The following is a 16318-nucleotide window of genomic DNA, read 5'->3' as shown; positions in this document are numbered from 1 at the left end:
CCCACAGGGTATTCATTCTGCCAGGCCAGCGGGATTATTCAGCAAGCGGCGGCCAGGCTTCTCCGAAAAGAAAACGTCGGGTTACTCCAGCTTACCCAACGCATCGCGGCTGAACGGCAGGATGTCTTCTTCGCGACCATCACGCACTTTCACGGCCCAATCCGGATCGACCAGCAGCGCGCGGCCGACCGCCACCAGATCGAACTCGTCATCACCCAGACGCTTGAGCAGGTTTTCGAGGCTCGCCGGTTGCGCGACTTTGTCGGTGTTGACCATGAACTGCAGGAACTCGCCATCCAGGCCGACGCTGCCGACAGTGATCGTCGGTTTGCCGGTGAGCTTGCGCGTCCAGCCTGCCAGGTTGAGGTCGGAGCCTTCAAACTCCGGCTCCCAGAAACGGCGCGTCGAGCAGTGGAAAATGTCCACGCCAGCGTCGGAAAGCGGTTTAAGGAAGGCAGCCAGCTCGTCCGGCGTTTGCACCAGACGTGCGGTGTAGTCCTGCTGTTTCCACTGCGAGAAGCGGAAGATGATCGGGTAATCGGGGCCGACCGCTGCGCGCACGGCCTTGATCAGCTCAATGGCGAAACGCGACCGCTGGGCCAGATCACCGCCGTACTCGTCGGTGCGCTGGTTGGTGCCCTCCCAGAAAAACTGATCGACGATATAGCCATGGGCACCGTGAATTTCCACGCCGTCCATGCCGATGTCCTTGGCGTCTTTTGCCGCTTGGGCAAACGCTGCGATGACATCATCGATGTCCTGCTTGCTCATGCCGTGCACGACAACGTTGCCGTCCTTCAGCTTTTCAGTCGGCCCGTACGCGGGGACCGTGCCATCTGGCTCGGTGCCAAGACGACGCACGGCACCCACGTGCCACAACTGGGGGACGATCTTCCCGCCTTCGGCATGGACCGCTTCAACCACTTTTTTCCAGCCAGCAAGCGCAGCTTCGCCGAAAAACTGGGGGACGTTCGGATAACCGTTCGACGCCTTGTGCCCGACGGTGGTGCCTTCGGTGATGATCAGGCCGACGCCGGCAGCGGCACGGCGACGGTAGTACTCGATGACTTTGGCATTCGGCACGCCACCGGGCGAGAACGAACGGGTCATCGGCGCCATCACAACGCGCGTCGGTAATTCCAGGCTGCCCATGTGGAAGGGTTTGAACAAGGCTTTGACTGGCATGCAAGCGTCCTCGGCATCGGAAATATTATGAAGGTCATACAGAATGAGCTGAGCGCACGTCGATGCGAAGCACTATTGATTGGAGTGATTAAGGCTTAAAAGCAGGGGTGGATAGATGGGTCCCAGACAATGCTGCCACGCAAATCAGATGTGGAAGCGAATTCATGCGTGGGGCGTCGGTACGGCTGACAAGGTCTTGCCGATGCGCCACTGATCGCGAATGAATCGCGCTCCCACAGGAAATTCAGGATTACGTGAGAGCGTCGTAGACGGCTGCAACGAAGGGCGGCTTCAGTGAAGCGCTTTTTCAATCGCTTGAATCACCGCAGGATCATCCGGCGTGGTGCGTGGCGAAAAGCGCGCCAGAACGCGACCGTCCTGACCCACGAGGAATTTTTCGAAGTTCCAGGTGATGTCGCCCGGAAATTCCGCGCCTTCACCCGCCAGCATCTGGTACAGCCTGTGGCGATGAGGGCCGTTCACGTCGAGCTTGTCGCCCAGCGGGAAGGTGACGCCGTAGTTCAGCGAACAGAACGCCTGGATCTCATCCTGAGTGCCAGGTTCTTGTCCGGCAAACTGATTGCAGGGCAGGCCCAGGACACTGAAACCTCTGTCCTTGTACTTCTGATACAGGTTTTCAAGCGCGGCGTATTGAGGCGTCAGGCCGCATTTGGACGCCACATTGACCACCAGGACCACTTTGCCTTTGAGCGGCGCGAGAGGCAGTTCCTGGCCATCCAGAGCTTTTAATTTCAGGTCGTGAAATATACTCATGACGAACTCCCCTACTCACCATACAGAAAAAAGCTTTGGCCGAAAAAGGCGCCCTGTCAGGCCGCGAAAACAAACTGTTTTTCGCAAAGCCCGCGAGGACGCCTGGCCAGCTAATTGAGCTTAGCAGGACAAATCAGTGGTGATGGCCACCTTCGCCATGCACGTGGCCGTGGGCCATTTCTTCTTCGCTGGCATCACGGATGGCAACGATCTTGACCTGGAAATTCAGGCGCTGACCGGCCAGAGGGTGGTTGCCGTCGACAGTCACGTCGTCGCCGTCCAGATCACGAATGGTGACGATCTGCATCTGGCCATCGGGGGCGGAAGCGTGGAACTGCATGCCGACTTCCAGTTCGTCGACACCTTCGAACATGCTGCGATTCAGGGTGCTGACCAGTTCGGCCGAGTATTCGCCGTAGGCGTCTTCAGGCTCGATGGAGACTTTCAGTTCGTCGCCGATGTCCTTGCCTTCCAGTGCCTTTTCCAGACCCGGAATGATGTTACCTGCGCCTTGCAGGTAAACCAGCGGCGCGCCGCCGGCAGAACTGTCGATGACCTCACCAGCGTCATTGGTCAGGGTATAGTCAATGGAGACAGCCTTGTTGGCGGCGATCGGCATGGGGCGAGACCTTTTGCAAATAGAGATATGAGCGAACAAGTCTAACCAAGCACTCGCGCGAAAGCGAACGCAACTCAGACGGACGGCCCCGATTGCACGACCCCACTTTGCCTGGAAGCGACACCACGATTATCGGCTTTCGCCAGGACGAAGACGGTCACTGGATTGCCGAGCTGTCCTGCGGCCACACCCAGCACCTGCGCCATCAGCCCCCGTGGCAGTCACGGCCCTGGGTGCTGGATGCCGGCACGCGTCAGGAAAAAATAGGTCAGTCCTTTCGTTGCGGCTGGTGTGCGCAGGCGGCAGATAACGATAACCTTGTGCCCCGTTGAGACGCTGCGACTGAACAGCGTCCTGTTTTATCCGGTCCATCACGGCCTTTGCACTGCTCATTTTCGAGAAGCCCGCATGCAGACTTTCTTTATCGCGCCCACAGACTTCGGTGTGGGTTTGACGTCCATCAGCCTCGGGCTTGTACGTACCCTGGAGCGCGCCGGACTCAAAGTCGGTTTTTTCAAACCCATCGCCCAGCCCCATCCAGGCGATCTGGGTCCCGAGCGCTCGACCGAACTGGTCGCCCGGACCCACGGCCTCAAACCGCCAAAGCCGCTTGGCCTGGCCCATGTCGAACGCATGCTTGGCGAAGGCCAGCTCGATGAGCTGCTGGAAGAAATCATCAACCTGTATCAGGAGGCCTGCGTCGGTCGCGACGTGCTGATCGTCGAAGGCATGGTGCCGACCCGCAGCGCCAGTTACGCAGCGCGGGTCAACCTGCACATGGCCAAGGCGCTGGATGCGGACGTGATTCTGGTGTCGGCGCCTGAAAACGAGGTGCTGACCGAACTGTCCGGGCGTGTCGAGTTGCAGGCGCAGATGTTCGGCGGCCCGAAAGACCCCAAAGTGCTAGGCGTGATCCTCAACAAGGTGCGCACCGACGAAAGCATGGAAGTCTTCTCGGCGCGACTGAAAGAGCATTCGCCGCTGTTGCGCAGCGGTGATTTCCGCTTGCTGGGCTGTATTCCGTTCCAGGCCGACCTGAACGCTCCCCGCACCCGTGACGTGGCGGATTTGCTCGGCGCTCAGGTGATCAACGCCGGTGATTACGAACAGCGACGCATGTCCAAAATCATCATCTGTGCGCGCACGGTGCTCAATACGCTGCAGCTTCTCAAACCGGGCGTGCTCGTGGTGACGCCAGGAGATCGGGACGACATCATCCTGGCGGTCAGTCTGGCAACATTGAATGGCGTGCCGCTGGCCGGCCTGTTGCTGACCAGCGACACCTTGCCCGACCCGCGCATCATGGACCTGTGCCGTGGCGCGCTGCAGGCGGGGCTGCCGGTGTTATCAGTGAGCACCGGCTCTTACGACACAGCCAACCAGCTGAATCAGTTGAACAAGGAAATCCCGATCGACGACCGCGAGCGGGCGGAAATCATTACCGACTTCGTCGCCAGCCACCTGGACGCCAACTGGTTGCACCAGCGTTGCGGCACACCACGCGAAATGCGACTGTCCCCGGCGGTGTTCCGCTATCAGCTGATTCAACGCGCGCAAGCGGCGAACAAGCGCATTGTGCTGCCGGAAGGCGCAGAGCCCCTGACCGTACAAGCCGCGGCCATTTGCCAGGCTCGGGGTATCGCGCGTTGCGTGCTGCTGGCCAAACCGGAAGACGTGCAAGCGGTTGCCCGCGCCCAAGGCATCGAACTGCCGCCGGGCCTTGAAATTCTCGACCCCGAGCTGATTCGCGAGCGCTATGTGGCGCCGATGGTCGATCTGCGCAAAAACAAAGCCCTCAACGCCCCCATGGCTGAGCAGCAGCTGGAAGACCCTGTGGTGATCGGGACCATGATGCTGGCGCTCGATGAAGTCGACGGTCTGGTGTCCGGCGTCATTCATTCCACGGCCAATACGATCCGTCCGGCGCTGCAACTGATCAAAACCGCGCCAGGTTGCACACTGGTGTCGTCGGTGTTCTTCATGCTGTTTCCTGAGCAGGTGCTGGTGTACGGCGACTGCATCATGAATCCGCACCCGACCGCCCAGGAACTGGCCGAAATCGCCGTGCAGAGTGCAGACTCAGCGGTTGCATTTGGCTTGTCGCCACGGGTGGCGATGATCAGTTACTCCAGCGGTAATTCGGCCAGTGGCGAGGAAGTGGAAAAGGTGCGTGAAGCCACGCAACTGGCGCAGGAATCCCAACGCAACCTGTTGATCGACGGTCCGCTGCAGTACGATGCCGCCGCCAACGAGAACGTGGCTCGTCAGCTCGCGCCGGACAGCCCGGTCGCGGGTCGCGCCAATGTGTTCGTGTTCCCTGATCTGAACACCGGCAACACGACGTACAAGGCGGTGCAACGCAGTGCGGACTGCGTGAGCCTTGGCCCGATGCTGCAAGGTCTGCGCAAGCCGGTGAACGACTTGCCGCGTGGCGCTCAGGTCGATGACATCGTGTACACCATCGCGCTGACTGCGATTCAGGCGGCGACCCTGCCGCAATAAATGTCGGTCTGCAACATCGTCCACTCACAATAACGCCGCCGGGAACCCACCGGCGGCTGTCTTACCTTCGGAGTTCGATCCCTCATGGATTTCTTGCCCGCCCCTTTGCGCGGCGTCATCGCCTCGCTGCTGTTGGCGCTCAACACGATTGTCTGCTGCACGCCGCTGTTCATCGTTGCGATCTTCAAACTGTGCCTGCCCTTCCCCGCCGCACAGAAGGTCACTGACTGGCTCATGAGCCACATTCACGAAGCCTGGATCAGCAACAACAATGTCTGGATGAACCTGCTCGGCCATACCCGCTGGCACATCAGCGGACTGGAAGGTCTGGATTATCAGCATTCGTATCTGGTCACCAGCAATCACCAGAGCTGGGTCGACATCATGGTGCTCCAGTACGTCCTCAACCGTCGCATTCGTCCGCTAAAGTTCTTCCTGAAGCAAGAACTGATCTGGGTGCCGGTGATCGGGTTGGCCTGGTGGGCGTTGGGCTTCCCGTTCATGAAGCGCTACACCAAGGCGTATCTGGCCAAACACCCGGAAAAGAAAGGCAAGGACCTGGAAACCACCCGCCGCACCTGTGCGAAGTTTCGCAACAACCCGGTGGGGATTTTCAACTTCGTCGAAGGCACGCGCTTCACCAAGGGCAAACATGCCCAGCAGCAGTCGCCCTTCCGCTACCTGTTGAAGCCCAAGGCCGGCGGCATCGCGTTTGTGCTGGACGCCATGGGCGAGCAACTGGAGTCCATCGTCAACGTGACCATTCATTATCCAGCGGGCCAGCCGGGCTACTGGGACCTGCTGTGCGGCAAGGTGCGTGAAGTGGTCGCGCACTTCGAAGAAGTGCAGATTCCGCCACAGTTCATCGGCAAGAGTTATGACCAGGACGATGCGTATCGCCTGGAATTCCAGCAGTGGATCAACCGCCTGTGGGAAGAAAAAGATGCGCGGCTGACGCAGATGCATGAGCAGTACCCGGGCTGAGCGCGCCTAAACGAAAAACCCCGGCACGCGGGCCGGGGTTTTCGTGTGTCACTCGATCAACTTACTGCTGCTGGTACTGCTGGCCCGGAATCGGCTTGAGGTTGACCTCTACACGACGGTTCTGGGCGCGGCCATTGACGTCGGCGTTGCTGGCAATCGGCGAATCGGGACCTGCACCACGCACCGACAGGTGTGAGGCATCGACGCCCTGCGAGGTCAGATAAGTCGCCACGCTTTGTGCGCGCTGTTGCGACAGGTCCATGTTGTGCTGACGGCTGCCGGTACTGTCGGTGTAACCGACGATCTCGATCACGTTCTGGTTGTACTGCTTCAGCGAGCCCGTCAGGTTGTTCAGCGGTGAATAGAAGCTGCTCGCGATGGCAGACGAGTCGGTAGCGAAGGTAATGTTGCCCGGCATCACCAGCTTGATGGTGTCGCCCTGACGCTGCACTTCAACGCCCGTATTGGCCATGCTGGCACGCAGCGCGGCTTCCTGTTTGTCAGCGTAGTAACCGTAACCGGCCGAAGCCGCGCCCACCACGGCAGCGCCGATCAGCGCGCCCTTGCCACGGTTGTTGTGGTCGATGGCGGCACCGGCGACGGCACCGGCCAGCGCACCCAGACCACCGTATTTGGCGGTTTTGCTGATGCCGCCGGAATTCTGTGCCTGCCCCTGATTGTCATAAGGATTTTGCGATGCGCAGCCCGACAGCACAGCGAGTGCGGTGGCGGCGATGATCAAACGGCGAAATGTGAACATCAAGGAGAGCTCCTGTTTTGCTTTTCTGTGGCGTGGCACTGTCGAAGAAGTGACAAAGCCCCGGCCATGCAGGCGATTAGAGCACGACACCTGTTAAAAATTCCTTAACCGATCCTGAACAGCCCTACGCCCGGACGAAAGGGTTCTCACGCATCTCGTCGCCCAGCCGAGTGTCGGGGCCGTGACCTGTCACCACCGTTGCCTCCTCGTCCAGCGTGTACAGCCGCTCCTTGATCGAACGCACAATGGTCGCCTGATCACCACCCCACAAGTCCGTACGCCCAACGCCACGCTTGAACAACGTGTCGCCGGCGATCAACAGCTTGGCGTCCTCGAACCAGAACGACATCGACCCCGGCGTATGACCCGGCGTATGCAACGCCACACCACACCCACAGGCCAGCTCTTCGTCGTCTGCCAGCCAGCGATCTGGCGAAGGCACCGGCACATACGGAACACGAAACACCTGACATTGCGTTTCCAGGTTGTCCCACAAAAATTGATCTTCTTTGTGCAGGTGAAGCGTCGCCCCGGTCTTCTCCTTCAACTGCCCCGACGCCAGAAAGTGATCCAGATGCGCATGGGTATGAATGATGCTCACCACCTTCAACCCATGAGCTTCGAGCCTCGCGAGGATCAGCTCATGATTGCCGCCCGGATCGACCACAATCGCCTGTTTGGTGACGGGATCGCCAATGATCGTGCAGTTGCACTGCAAAGGGCCGACGGGGAAGGTTTCGCGGATGAGGGCAGGTTTGGGCGTTGACATAGAGATCCTGGGCGATTGGTCGGGCATAGACGTAGGTGGCTGACGAGCCTCCCTATGTTGGCGGTTACCTCATGCTCCAGGCAAATCCCCATGAAGATATATCGGATATACCGACGTCTTCGACCCAGAGTGTGTAAAAACAGCCTCAAGCATTAAACATTAAACATTAAACATTAAACATTGTCGGCGCGAAGCGCCGGCCTTTGTTCTTCCCAGGAAGGTCATTCGATTTATTGACTCCTTTTCCCGGAAAAAATCAAAAATAAGAAGGGCTTGACATCCCAATTTCAGGATTGTAATTTTCGCCACATGACACCGAAGTACATATCGAAAAAATTTAAAATTGGTATCTAGGCGCAAATGCAATTTGCGAATTGAGTGAGGCAAATTGTGAGACTTTGGTGAACTGCAGGAGTTCGCCGAATTATGTCCATTACAAGTACGCGAGAGTAAAAGCTTAAGTTTTATTCAGACTAGTTTGTTTGGAGCTATGTAGATTATGGAAAATCGTTTCGATTATTTTCTGAATATTCAGAAAATCGCAGATTACGTTGGTTATGAAAATGATTTTTGGCCGCTCAGCAGCGAATACGCGCTGTGTTGTATTGACCTGACTGAGGCGGCTAAAGCGGTAGACGCCAATGTAATGAAACAATTGGTCTCACTCGGCGATATTATTGAGTCGGAGTGGACGAAATCCAAACGAGCCGACGGACAAGCCCTTTCCAATTTCAACAATACTGGCGCTATCTCGCAGGCCATGCTTGAAGTGGCTACATGTTTTGCGCCAAGTGCAGACCGGCAAGCGATTGAGCTCAGGGCCAAGGCGTTGGCCGTGGGCTATAGCCCGCAAATACTGAAAGAACTACTGGCCATACATGAAGAGTGTACCGTGGTAGCTGGGTTGGTCTCGACATGGTATGGCAAGCAGAAGAATCGAATGCCCACAGCTTTTGCGTGCGGTAAGGAGCAACGCAAGCAGGAATTTGTCGAAAAAACTTATCAGTACACGGACCAGGTTCAAGCCTACTTAAAAGGGCTTCATACTGACCTTTCCTTGAGTGAGCCACCGGTCTTTTCTTCGACCAATCTCTTTTTTATGGCCGGAGAGGGGAACCGCCATCCCAAGCACATAGCCTATTTTTTACCTGGGGATGAAGGCGTAAGCCATTCTGATTTTCGTAAGACCTGCTATTTTTCCAACGTGCATCTCGCACTTATTGAATGTTTTGCTACGCCTTTGGCAAAACGTCATCTGAACCTGAAGGAGCAAAGCACTACAAGTGCTTTGGCCACCGACTCCATTCCGGTTCTTGGTGTGTTCGGACATGAACTCGGCCATTTTATCTTCAGACCCGAAAAAAATTTTCAGTCGCTCAATAAAAAGAACAGATGGGTCTCGGTTGCGCTACAGGAAGTGGTTGCAGACGTCTTTGGAATATTAATTTTGGCTGAGGTTTGGGCGGAGCACGTTGGTGTTACCCGGTCAGAAGTAATCCAATACTATTTGTCGGAATGCCTGCGGTATGTCGACAGGGGATTGGGTTACTTTCCAGACAGCGATGGTATGTTCTTGCAACTGAACTATCTTGTTCAATTCGGCGCCCTTACGCTTGAGGGTGATGACAACGATTATTTGACCGGCCAGCCTGAGGTTGTGATTGCTGGCTTGCGATCTCTAGCTCGCGTACTTGCGGACAGTGTATTGAATGGGGATGAGGTACTTGCTCTTGCGTTGTATAAAACGTATGGCCCAGAAAACAGAAAACCGGTGCAATCGTTGTTGAATGGGCTTGTGAAAAACCCGCCTAAAGCTTTGGCTTATCATCAGGGAATTATTAAGGAAGAGTAACGCTGTGACTGGCAAAATCAAATGCTCTATGTGTGCTATGAAAAAGGCGAGCAGCGCTATAACGGCTTTACCCGCTTGTATAGCCAGGAGCAGTTGTCAAATATGCTTAAGGCGGCAGGCTTCAGAAGTATAAAACTGGCAGGCGACTTCAACGGCTCGCAAAAAAAGCCAACAGATCGACTGGTGATTACATGCCTGAAATGAATGAAAAATACATCTGCCTTATCGATGCCTACTCGTCAGGTGCGAAATTGGCAAGGTACCTTGACGAAAACCATGATGTGCGAATTCTTCACATTCAATCATCGGTTCAAATATTGCCTATCTATAAGGCATCCTTTGAAAGGGCATTATTTGAATCTAATTTTATTTTTACAGGCGACTTTTCGGAACTGGACAGGTGGTTAAAAGCGTATCCGATTACCGAAGTTATCGCCGGGGCTGAAAGTGGTGTCATGTTGGCAGATGAAGTTGCCGCTCACCTCAGGCTTCAAGGTAATCCTGTAAAAAGTTCTGAACAGCGTCGCAACAAATACTTAATGGGTGAGGCGCTGAGGCGCGCTGGTTTGCCGCACGCTCATCAGTTAAAGATGAATGCCCGGAATGATCTGGATGAACAGATCGCCATGATAAAAAAGTGGCCTGTTGTAGTGAAACCACTAAATAGCGCTGGTAGTGATGGCGTCAGCATTTGTCACAACGGCACAGAGCTAAAGACGAAAGCAGCTCTGCTGTTTGGCCAAGTTAATAAGCTGGGTAGTGTGAACGATGAACTTTTGGTACAAGAGCGGTTGTTTGGTCAGCAGTATATCGTCAACACCATCAGTGAGCGCGGCCGGCATTTTATTACAGAAGTATGGAAAGACGACCGTATCGAAGTGGAGGGCGCGGGGCTCATTTACGATAAAGAATTGAATATGGACATTGATGATGCCAGCTTGAAAGATATTAATCATTACACCTTTCAGGTTCTCGATGCGCTGGAGATCACTCATGGTCCTTCACATGTTGAATTGATGTGTACAGAAGAGGGGCCACGACTGATCGAAGTCAGTGCGCGGCTGCAGGGTGGGATCTCGCATAAGGCAGTCAGCACTGCAATTGGTGAAAGCCATATCTCAATAACAGCTCTTCTGTTGGGCAGCCGCCCGAAATTACACAAGTATCTTACGACGAGGTCGAGAACGGCTGAGCTAATGGCGGTCTCGTTAATCAGTAAAAGTGATGGAGTCATCGTTTCCAGCCATATTGAAGATACTGTTTGCAAACTGGACTCATTTTATGAGTTTGTGAGCTGTCCTACGATAGGTGATACCTTGCACAAGACTATTGATTTGTTCACCTGTCCGGGCGTTCTCTATCTCCTTCATCAGGATTCGTCGGTGCTGCAGAGGGACTATCAAAAAATCAGGGAGTGGGAGCGACAGGGCAAATTATTCACCACAGCCTGAAATAAATGATTGCTGATTCTTATCAAGGAGCGATTTGAAGATTTTTTCCATGAAACCAGGGCAAGATGGTGCCGTGGCGCTGATCGATACTGATACGGCTACTTTGGAGTGGTCCTATGAGGCCGAAAAAGATAGCTTTCCCCGATACGATGTTTTTAACCCGGCGCTGCTGATGGATTGCGCACGACAGTTGGACACCCTCCCCGACGTTGTTGCAGTGAGTGGATGGGCAAAAGGTGGGTTTGCTGCCAACAGTGATATTGGTAGCGGCTATTACGGTTTCGATGGGGCAAAAAACATTTCCAAAAATATTAGCTTTTTTGGAAATACTGTACGGTATTTCAGTTCCAGTCACCTGCGTTCCCATATTATGTCGGCTTATGCCATGTCCCCCTTTCCTCAAGGCAAGGCTTGCTACGCCCTGGTCTGGGAAGGTGCCATGGGAGATTTTTATCTTGTAGACGAAGAGGTTAACATTTCACATCTTGGCACGGTGATGATCACGCCGGGCAATAAATACGGCTTCCTATATGCATTGGCTGACCCTACTTTCCGATTGCCGAAAGGCAAGCAACGCCTCGGCGATGCTGGAAAACTCATGGCGTTAGAGGAAGCTATCTCAAACCTTGAGGCCCATATCCCCGAGATGGCAGCCGGTGCGACCCCAGTTGCGTACTTCCGCGCTTTGGCAGCCGGGCATACCGTCTTGCAAGTCCAAGGCACAAATGTCCCAGCGTTAGATGCTGATGGCACGACCCGGATCGTCGCAACGGCCAAACCTCGCCGTAAAGTCACCGTTGGCAAAGTGGTAAAGGTGCGCAGGCTGAATATCAGTGCCTGGGTTATGCGTCCGGACCCAATGGCTCCGGCAAAAGCACGATTAAATCCGATAATTCGCCAAACCGGGTCTCGACTATGAACCCTTGATCAAGATCCCAACCGACTCTTCAACAACATCTTCACCGCCTGCATCACGGTCACGTTCGCCGCTTCCATTTTTCCGACATGCTCCAGGGTCTTTTCCAACTCGCCTTGTGCGTGGGCATCGATGGCGGCCTGGCCGCTGCTGTGGACGAGTTGGTGCGGGACCTCAAGGCGGCGGAATTCGGCGGTGCGTGGCTGGGTCGGGTCTTGTTGTTCGTAGTACCACTGGCCGAACAGGCATTCGGTTTCGTCGGGCAGGATCAGTGGTTCGGGGCGAGGGTTGAGCAGGCGGTCGTAGACGGCGACCTTCAGGGTGAGCTCTTCCATGTTGGCCAGTTCAACCCTGGACAGCAGATGCGACCGGTCGATTTCGCGCTGCATGGTCTGCGCTTCGTCGTACATGCCGGCCATGGCCCGGGTGGTTTTGTCGATGACCGCGGAGAAGGCGCCGGACGCTTGGCTTTGTTCGGAGATGGCCTGTTTGGCCACGCTGATGTCTTGCTGGATCGCCGAGGTTTCCTTGACGATTTCCTGGGTGGCCTGCGCGGTTTTTTCCGCCAGGTGACGGACCTCTCCGGCGACCACGGCAAAACCGCGCCCCGACTCGCCCGCCCTCGCAGCTTCAATCGCCGCGTTGAGCGCCAGCAGGTTGGTCTGGCGGGCGATGTCGCTGATCAAATCGACAATCCGGTCGATCTCTCCGGCGCGCCCAACCAGATGATTGATCACCTGCTCCAGTGCATCGACGCCCGCCTCCATGACCCGCGACTGCTCCTGCAAATGGGTGATCTGCTCGCGATTGTCGATGGCTGAACGGGCAACGTTGTCGGCGCGCTGGTGGTTGACCTTGAGCTGACTATTCAGCGCAGAAAATGACTCGCTTACGTGGGAAAGGGAATTACCACACGTCAGCAGGTTCTCTGACAGGCCACGATAAAAATCGCGGTGGCGCTGGTCGTCCTCTCGCAACGCTCGCAGTTCGCGAAGTGAAGACGCTATTTCGTCTGGCGTCGGTCCGCTGGGCGTTCCAAGAGCCATTGGCGCATCGGGTAAGACTGTTTTTTTGCGCCACACGAAATTCATCCCCATCCTCCTGCACCCGGCAATCGCGGGCGAAAGCGCGGAAACTACGGGCCGGGCACACGCGGGGAAAGAACCAATTGTGCGATAAACGCGCAGACCGCCGTTACGGTACGAGCATGCTCAACAGCACGAGGGCCAGCAGCCCGATGTACACCCGTGCATGCAGTTGATCCGGGATGCGTCCTACCCACCGAGTCGCCAGGCGCATGCCGAACCACGCGCCAATGGTCAGCACGGCAAACGCGATGACATCGACGTAGCCGACATGGCCAGCCCCCAACCCCGTAGCACTCGACGTACCGGCGAGCATATAGACCGCCGTGCCGACCATCGCAACGGGCAGGCTCAGCGGATTGGCCATGGCAGTCGCCTGAGTCATGCTTAGCCCGCGACGACGCAGCAGCGGAACGGTCATGACGCTGCCGCCTACGCCCAGAAAGGTCGCGATGGCGCCTATGACGGTGCCGCCAAATACCGTGGCCCCGCGGCTGAGCGACGTAGGCTTAGCGTCGGTGACGGGCGCGACGAATCCACGCCGAAACAGGCAATCGGCAATCGTGACGACCAGGTACACAACGAAGGCGATCCGCATCACCGTCCCGCTGACCACGCCGGCAGCCAGCGCGCCGAGCAGCGAGCCGATCCCGATGAACCCGGCGAGCGGCCAGAGCCACGCCCGGAGCAGCGTCCCGACCCGCGCAGATCGGCGGGTACTCAAGGCTGCGTTGACGATCATTACACACGTCGAGGTTGCCACGGCCACATGCATCGCAGCCTGCTCCGCCAATGCGCCGCCCGCTCCGCTCTTCAACACGCCGTACAGCACAGGCACGACCACAAACCCGCCGCCAAACCCGAACAGCACGGTGGTCATGCCCGACAAGCCACCGAACAACACCAATAGCACATACGTCATCGCGATCCATCCTCACAACCCAGAGGCGAGAACCATAGGCAGTTTTCCCTCGACGAACTTGAGCATTCGAGCCAATGATGTTTGCGTTTCGGCCAGACGCTTGAAGTGAACCGTCATGCGCAATACCTCCATCGATACCCTGGACAACACACCTCGCCCGGTCATCGCAATCGGCACTGATTACCCGGACGGCTACCTGTTGCGCCGTCATCAGCATCGGCGTGCGCAATTGCTGTACGGCTCGACCGGCGTGATGAAGGTCAGCACCAGACAAGGCGACTGGGTGGTGCCGCCGCAACAGGCCGTGTGGATTTCCCCGCAGGTCGAACATGAAGTGCTGATGCTCGGTGTCAGCACGCGCAGCCTCTATATAGAGCCGTCAGCCGTGCCTGTTTCGCGCTCGTCATCTGAGGTGATCAGTGTGTCGCCACTGTTGAGGCAACTGTTGATAGAAGCCGTCGAGATGCCGCTGGCATACGAGGAACAGGGTCGCGACGGTGTGTTGGTGACGCTGGCGTTGTTAGAGATCAGCCATGCCCAGGCATTGCCATTGCACATTCCCCTGCCCACGGATCCGCGATTACAGGCTCGCTGCCGGGCGTTTCTGCAGCGACCGGACATTCATCAATCACCACTGGACTGGGCGCAAGACTTGTTTGTCAGCGAGCGTTCGTTCAGCCGGTTGTTCCGCGAGCAGGCACAGATGAGTTTCGGCCAATGGCGCCAGCGTGCCTGTGTGGTGCTGGCCCTGTCCCGCCTTTCTTCGGGGGAGCCCATTACGCGAATTGCGCTCGATCTGGGGTACGAAAGCCCGGCAGCGTTTTCCACCATGTTTCGCCGCCTGACTGGGCGCACGCCCAGCCATTTTTTGAACAACGCGGCGACAGCGGGCAGTCGTTGACGGCCCCACAGAAAACGCCTGCTGACCGAGGCTTTTTTCAAAATTTGTGGCTACAGTTTTCCGGTTGGGCTTCGCTTGGTAAGGATAATCAGGGTCAATCGGAAGCCCTCGGGCATTTAATTTTTGTATCTGTCTTTCGTGGCATTCGAGCAGTGCTGGCTAACTCCTTGTTTGGTCAGAACAAAAGCCGAAAACCTCTCATTGCACGCACAGATTCCGTTGATATATTTTTCAAAAAACCGCTCATATACTGGCATTGCGCAACCATTGGAATGGATGGCGTTCGGGATGATAAGACGTCGGCTCGATGACCCTCGCACGGTAGCCCAGACCTGACGCGTATAGAGCACGCCCCATGATAAGAAAAATCGCCGTTTCCGATCTGACACTGGGCATGTACATCCATGAGTTCTGCCGCCCTCGAATCAACGATCCCTTCTGGACCACCCATGTCGAGCGCGAATTGCGCGATGAGGCGGTGCTAAGGCGCATTCAGGCATCCACCCGCGAAGTGTGGATCGATACCCGGCTGGGCAGAGGTCCAGACGGGACACATTCACCGCAACTCGATAGCGCGGCCTCGCGACCGGACACCGATACATCCCCTGCCACGATGGAGAAAGAGCTGGCGCGCGCGAAGCTGATCTGTGGTCGCGCGAAAACGGCAGTCATGACCATGTTCAGCGACGCGCGCATGGGACGCTCCATGAACACCGAAGACGTCGATCTGCTCGTCGAGGAAATCTCGACATCGGTGATGCGCCACCCTCACGCCTTGATCAGCCTCTCGCGCCTGAAAACCTCCGACGAATACACGTACATGCACTCGGTCGCGGTCTGCGCGCTGATGGTAGCGCTTGCCCGGCAAATGGAGCTGGATGAAGAGCTGGTGCGTGAGGCTGGCGTCGCCGGGCTGATGCACGATGTCGGCAAGATGATGATTCCTCCTGCGATCCTCAATAAGCCCGATCGCCTGACATTCGAAGAATACGAGGCCATGAAGTATCACCCGCAAGCCGGGCTCAAGATTCTTCAAGGCAGCCAGCAAGTCACCCAGACCGTGATGGATGTGTGCCTGCATCATCATGAAAAGGTCGACGGCAGCGGTTATCCCTACGGCCTCAAGGGCGAGGAAATCAGCGTGTTCGCCAGGATGGGCGCCATCTGTGACGTGTACGACGCCGTCACGTCCGACCGCCCCTACAAAAAAGGCTGGGACGCGGCCCGGTCCATCCGCGAAATGGCCTCGTGGAAAGGCCACTTCGACGAGAAGATCTTCCAGCACTTCGTCAAAACCGTGGGCATCTATCCGGTGGGGGCATTGGTCCGACTGAAAAGTGAGCGTCTGGCCGTGGTCATCGAGCAAGGCGAAAAATCGTTGCTGCACCCCAAGGTCAAAGTATTTCTGTCGACCCGAACCAAGATCGCGTTCCAGCCGGAAGTCGTCAATCTCGCCGACCCGAATGAACCCGATGCCATCGTCAAATACGAACTGGCTGAAGAGTGGGGCGTGCGGGACGTGGATAACCTGTGGGCGGTCAGTACGGCAAGTTGATCACTTCTCGCGTCCAGGGTTGGCACGGGATGACGGCGGGCCG

At 56.5% G+C, this 16318-nt stretch carries 15 protein-coding genes and 2 pseudogenes; 9 read left to right on the top strand and 8 right to left on the bottom strand.

From position 1 onward, the window contains the following. Positions 1-81: 81 nt before the first annotated feature. The 3 genes from BLS87_RS16675 to BLS87_RS16665 all read right to left on the bottom strand — a co-directional run bounded on the left by BLS87_RS16675 (position 82) and on the right by BLS87_RS16665 (position 2578). Positions 82-1185 (bottom strand): NADH:flavin oxidoreductase, encoded by a 1104-nt coding sequence (locus BLS87_RS16675; RefSeq protein WP_074753594.1) that lies wholly within the window; start codon positions 1183-1185, stop codon positions 82-84. A 291-nt stretch (positions 1186-1476) separates the two neighbouring features. Further along, entirely contained in the window at positions 1477-1959 is a 483-nt protein-coding gene (locus BLS87_RS16670; protein WP_074753593.1) for a glutathione peroxidase, read from the bottom strand. A gap of 133 nt (positions 1960-2092) precedes the next feature. Beyond that, on the bottom strand, positions 2093-2578 hold the full coding sequence (locus BLS87_RS16665) for an FKBP-type peptidyl-prolyl cis-trans isomerase (RefSeq protein ID WP_062386835.1): 486 nt from the start codon (positions 2576-2578) through the stop codon (positions 2093-2095). On the opposite strand from BLS87_RS16665, the pseudogene BLS87_RS16660 reads away from it, so the two are divergent. The 3 genes and pseudogenes from BLS87_RS16660 to BLS87_RS16650 all read left to right on the top strand — a co-directional run bounded on the left by BLS87_RS16660 (position 2577) and on the right by BLS87_RS16650 (position 6064). After that, positions 2577-2910: pseudogene (locus BLS87_RS16660) on the top strand (DUF3565 domain-containing protein). The gene BLS87_RS16665 and the pseudogene BLS87_RS16660 sit on opposite strands and share 2 nt — an antisense overlap. 76 nt (positions 2911-2986) lie before the next feature. Then, positions 2987-5080, top strand: a complete 2094-nt coding sequence (pta, locus tag BLS87_RS16655; RefSeq protein ID WP_074753592.1) for a phosphate acetyltransferase — start codon at positions 2987-2989, stop codon at positions 5078-5080. Positions 5081-5164: 84 nt separating this feature from the next. Beyond that, positions 5165-6064, top strand: coding sequence for an acyltransferase (locus BLS87_RS16650; protein ID WP_074753591.1), 900 nt, complete (start codon positions 5165-5167; stop codon positions 6062-6064). Positions 6065-6125: 61 nt separating this feature from the next. On the opposite strand, the gene BLS87_RS16645 is transcribed toward BLS87_RS16650, so the two are convergent. After that, the gene (locus BLS87_RS16645; RefSeq protein ID WP_074753590.1) at positions 6126-6824 is read right to left on the bottom strand and encodes a YiaD family glycine zipper/OmpA-like lipoprotein; all 699 of its coding nucleotides are present in this window, start codon (positions 6822-6824) and stop codon (positions 6126-6128) included. Positions 6825-6948: 124 nt separating this feature from the next. Next, positions 6949-7593, bottom strand: coding sequence for an MBL fold metallo-hydrolase (locus BLS87_RS16640; RefSeq protein ID WP_074753589.1), 645 nt, complete (start codon positions 7591-7593; stop codon positions 6949-6951). A gap of 499 nt (positions 7594-8092) precedes the next feature. On the opposite strand from BLS87_RS16640, the gene BLS87_RS16635 reads away from it, so the two are divergent. Genes BLS87_RS16635 through BLS87_RS33795 form a run of 4 tightly spaced genes read left to right on the top strand, consistent with a single transcriptional unit; the run spans position 8093 to position 11815 of the window. Next, a complete protein-coding gene (locus tag BLS87_RS16635) occupies positions 8093-9445 on the top strand; it encodes a hypothetical protein (protein ID WP_074753588.1) in 1353 nt (450 codons plus the stop codon). 21 nt (positions 9446-9466) lie between these two features. Next, the gene (locus BLS87_RS34195; protein WP_074753587.1) at positions 9467-9649 is read left to right on the top strand and encodes a hypothetical protein; all 183 of its coding nucleotides are present in this window, start codon (positions 9467-9469) and stop codon (positions 9647-9649) included. Beyond that, positions 9637-10896 (top strand): ATP-grasp domain-containing protein, encoded by a 1260-nt coding sequence (locus BLS87_RS16625; protein ID WP_074753586.1) that lies wholly within the window; start codon positions 9637-9639, stop codon positions 10894-10896. Before BLS87_RS34195 ends, BLS87_RS16625 begins: the two co-directional genes overlap by 13 nt. 34 nt (positions 10897-10930) lie before the next feature. Continuing rightward, positions 10931-11815, top strand: a complete 885-nt coding sequence (locus tag BLS87_RS33795; RefSeq protein ID WP_208605174.1) for a carbamoyltransferase N-terminal domain-containing protein — start codon at positions 10931-10933, stop codon at positions 11813-11815. Positions 11816-11823: 8 nt separating this feature from the next. Here the strand turns inward: BLS87_RS33795 and BLS87_RS35240 are convergent, their stop codons facing one another. The 3 genes and pseudogenes from BLS87_RS35240 to BLS87_RS16610 form a co-directional block, all read right to left on the bottom strand. Beyond that, positions 11824-12147 (bottom strand): CZB domain-containing protein, encoded by a 324-nt coding sequence (locus tag BLS87_RS35240; RefSeq protein ID WP_244165853.1) that lies wholly within the window; start codon positions 12145-12147, stop codon positions 11824-11826. Between the two features lie 96 nt (positions 12148-12243). Next, a pseudogene (locus tag BLS87_RS35235) lies at positions 12244-12858 on the bottom strand (methyl-accepting chemotaxis protein); the annotation flags it as partial. 148 nt (positions 12859-13006) lie between these two features. After that, entirely contained in the window at positions 13007-13819 is an 813-nt protein-coding gene (locus tag BLS87_RS16610; protein ID WP_074753583.1) for a sulfite exporter TauE/SafE family protein, read from the bottom strand. Positions 13820-13934: 115 nt separating this feature from the next. On the opposite strand from BLS87_RS16610, the gene BLS87_RS16605 reads away from it, so the two are divergent. Further along, on the top strand, positions 13935-14720 hold the full coding sequence (locus BLS87_RS16605) for an AraC family transcriptional regulator (RefSeq protein ID WP_074753582.1): 786 nt from the start codon (positions 13935-13937) through the stop codon (positions 14718-14720). A 355-nt stretch (positions 14721-15075) separates the two neighbouring features. Then, the gene (locus BLS87_RS16600) at positions 15076-16275 is read left to right on the top strand and encodes a cyclic di-GMP phosphodiesterase (RefSeq protein WP_074753581.1); all 1200 of its coding nucleotides are present in this window, start codon (positions 15076-15078) and stop codon (positions 16273-16275) included. Positions 16276-16318: the final 43 nt, after the last annotated feature.

The sequence above is a fragment of the Pseudomonas abietaniphila genome, assembly GCF_900100795.1.
In the GTDB taxonomy this organism is placed as follows: Bacteria; Pseudomonadota; Gammaproteobacteria; order Pseudomonadales; family Pseudomonadaceae; genus Aquipseudomonas; species Aquipseudomonas abietaniphila.
The sequence above is the reverse complement of the archived record's forward strand: the minus strand, read 5'-3'. Positions and strand labels throughout refer to the sequence as shown.